The following is a 2791-nucleotide window of genomic DNA, read 5'->3' on the forward strand; positions in this document are numbered from 1 at the left end:
TACAATTGCTGCAACGCCACAACAATCGGTCCGGGGCGCTCGCCCCAGAGCCGCAGGCGAGGGAGATTCCGTGTGACCAACGATCAGGGTCAGCATCAGGGCGACCTGCGTACACTCATCCTCGGCACCATCGGTATCGTGTTCGGCGATATCGGAACGAGCCCGCTCTACGCGCTGAAGGAAACGATGGCGGGACACCATCCGATCGCCGTCGCGGAAGCGAGCGTGCTCGGCGTGCTCTCGCTCATCTTCTGGGCGGTGATGCTGCTGGTGTCGGCAAAGTACGTCGCGCTCATCATGCGCGCGGACAACCGGGGGGAGGGCGGCAGCCTCGCGCTGCTCGCGCTCGTCACCGGGCTCACCAAGCGGTCACGCTGGCGGCCGGTGGTAACGGCGCTCGGCATCTTCGCCGCCGCGCTCTTCTACGGCGACAGCATGATCACCCCCGCGATCTCGGTGCTGAGTGCGGTCGAAGGCCTGGAAGTGGTGACCCCGGCGCTCAAGGCCTATGTGCTGCCGATCACCTGTGCGGTGCTGGTCGTGCTGTTCTGGATACAGAGTCGCGGCACCGGCACCATCGGACTGCTGTTCGGGCCGATCATGTGCGTATGGTTCGCCTGCCTCGGCGTGCTGGGCGCACTCAGCATCCTGGAGACGCCAGCGGTACTTGCCGCCCTGAACCCCGTGCATGCCGTTGATTTCATCGCCGCCAACCCGGCCCAGAGCTTCCTCGCGCTCGGCACGGTCGTGCTCGCGGTCACGGGCGGTGAGGCGCTGTACACCGATATGGGCCACTTCGGGCGTTTTCCGATTCGGCTCACTTGGTTCGGCCTCGTGCTGCCGGCGCTGATCCTCAACTATTACGGCCAGGGTGCGCTGCTCCTGCGCGAGCACGCCGCCATCCAGAATCCGTTCTTCCTGCTTGCACCTTCGTGGGCAATCCTGCCGCTCGTGATCCTGGCAACCCTGGCCACGGTGATCGCCTCGCAGGCCGTTATTTCCGGGTCGTTCTCGGTCGCTCGTCAATCGGTCCAGCTGGGCTACCTGCCGCGCATGGCGATCGTCCAGACCTCGCACAGGGAGCGCGGGCAGATCTACGTGCCGTTCACCAACCTGACGCTGTTTCTCGCCGTGATGGCGCTCGTGGTGTTTTTCCAGTCTTCGAGTAATCTGGCTGCGGCCTACGGCATCGCGGTCACCGGCACGATGATGATCGACACGATCCTGGTCACGTTCGTGATGATCCTCATGTGGCGCTGGAGCCGATGGCTCGTGCTGCCGTTGATGGCAGCATTTTTCCTGCTGGACTTTGCATTCTTCAGCGCGAACATCATCAAGTTCACGCAGGGTGGCTGGTTCCCCGTTTTCGTCGGCGTCCTTTCGTTCACGGTGCTGACCACCTGGAAGCGCGGGCGCGCCCTGCTGTTCCGCCAGATGTCGAAGCTCGATGTCTCCGAGAAGGTGTTTCTCGCCGAGGTGGACGAGAGTGTGCCGCGGGTAGCGCGCACCGCCGTGTTCCTGACGGCTCGCGCCGATCTCATCCCCTCTGCATTGCTCCACAACCTGAAGCACAACCTCGTGCTGCACGAGCGCACCGTGATCGCCACGGTGATCACGGAGGAGATTCCCTACGTGCCGGAAGACCGGCGGGTCGAGCTGATCCCGCTCGGGAAGGGCTTCTACCGGCTGCTCATCCGTTACGGCTTCATGGAGGCGCCGGACGTGCCCGCCGCGCTCGAATTGTGTCGCAGCAGCGAGTTTCCCGTCGACTTGAGGCAGGTGTCGTTCTTCGTCAGCCGCGAGACTATCCTGCCGAGCCTGCAGCCGGGAATCGCGATCTGGCGCGAGAAGCTCTTCGCGCTCATGTCGCGCAACGCGCAGAACGCCACCGACTTCTTCCGGATCCCGACGGAGAACGTCGTCGAGCTGGGCACGCAGGTTGAGATCTGACGCGGCCGGTGGCGACCGGCTGCGGATTGCGTTCTAATCGCCGTTTGCCGTCCGTGGGGCGCGTTCCGCGTCGAAAGCGATGATTGCCATGTTCACCCGTTCTCTCGCGTCCATTGGTCGCCGCTGGCACCACCGGCTGGCGGTGGCGCTCTGCATGCTGTCCGCGCTGATCCCGGCTGCAACGCTCGCGCAGGCGGACCCGGCCAAGCGCATCCGCGACGAGCTCGCGCTGGTCCAGCAGGAGCAGCAGGCCGTGTTTCAGCAGTTCCAGATGGTGCGCGAGCTGCGCAACGAGCTCATGGCGCCGCCGGTCCAGCAGCCGGCCGTGAGCGGGTATGGCGGCATGGGAGGGTCGGCGCCCAGCTACGACGACCAAGTCGCGGCGCAGAAGGATCGCGAGCAGCGGCTTGCGGATTACAGCCGGCAAATGGAGCAGCTCTACGGGCGCTATCAGGAGCTCGACGTGCGGCGGCAGGCATTGGTGGAAGAGCTCGCGCACGCTGGGGCGGCGGGCCGCTGACGGGGGTCGCCTGCGCCGCGCAGGGGAAACGGCCTGGGCGGAACCGCTGCCGTCTTAACGGAAATCCGGGTTCCCACGTTTCTCAAGGCTGGGGCTCCCGAGGAACACCTCTTGCGCGCTGCTGTCAATGTCGTAACTTACCGACTGGCCAGTAAGTTGTTACCGCTTCCTTTCCTGTCGACGGCTCGGGATCGCATTCGCGAGACCGGAACACGGCTGCTCAATCCGGTTCGTGTCGCGATTTTGCTTGCCGCGCTCGCGGGCTGCGCGAACTCGGGCCCGGTTCCCTATCAGGGTTACGCCGAGGGTGAGTTCGTCCGC

Annotated in this window: 2 protein-coding genes; both read left to right on the forward strand. The window is 65.0% G+C overall.

Annotated elements, in window-relative coordinates:
* Positions 1-105 precede the first annotated feature (105 nt).
* Positions 106-1950 carry a potassium transporter Kup gene (locus JNK68_15835; protein ID MBL8541814.1) on the forward strand — a complete coding sequence of 615 codons (1845 nt, stop codon included), beginning with the start codon at positions 106-108 and terminating at the stop codon, positions 1948-1950.
* A gap of 88 nt (positions 1951-2038) precedes the next feature.
* A complete protein-coding gene (locus tag JNK68_15840; GenBank protein MBL8541815.1) occupies positions 2039-2470 on the forward strand; it encodes a hypothetical protein in 432 nt (143 codons plus the stop codon).
* Positions 2471-2791: the final 321 nt, after the last annotated feature.

It is taken from the genome of Betaproteobacteria bacterium (genome assembly GCA_016791345.1).
GTDB lineage: Bacteria > Pseudomonadota > Gammaproteobacteria > Burkholderiales > JAEUMW01 > JAEUMW01.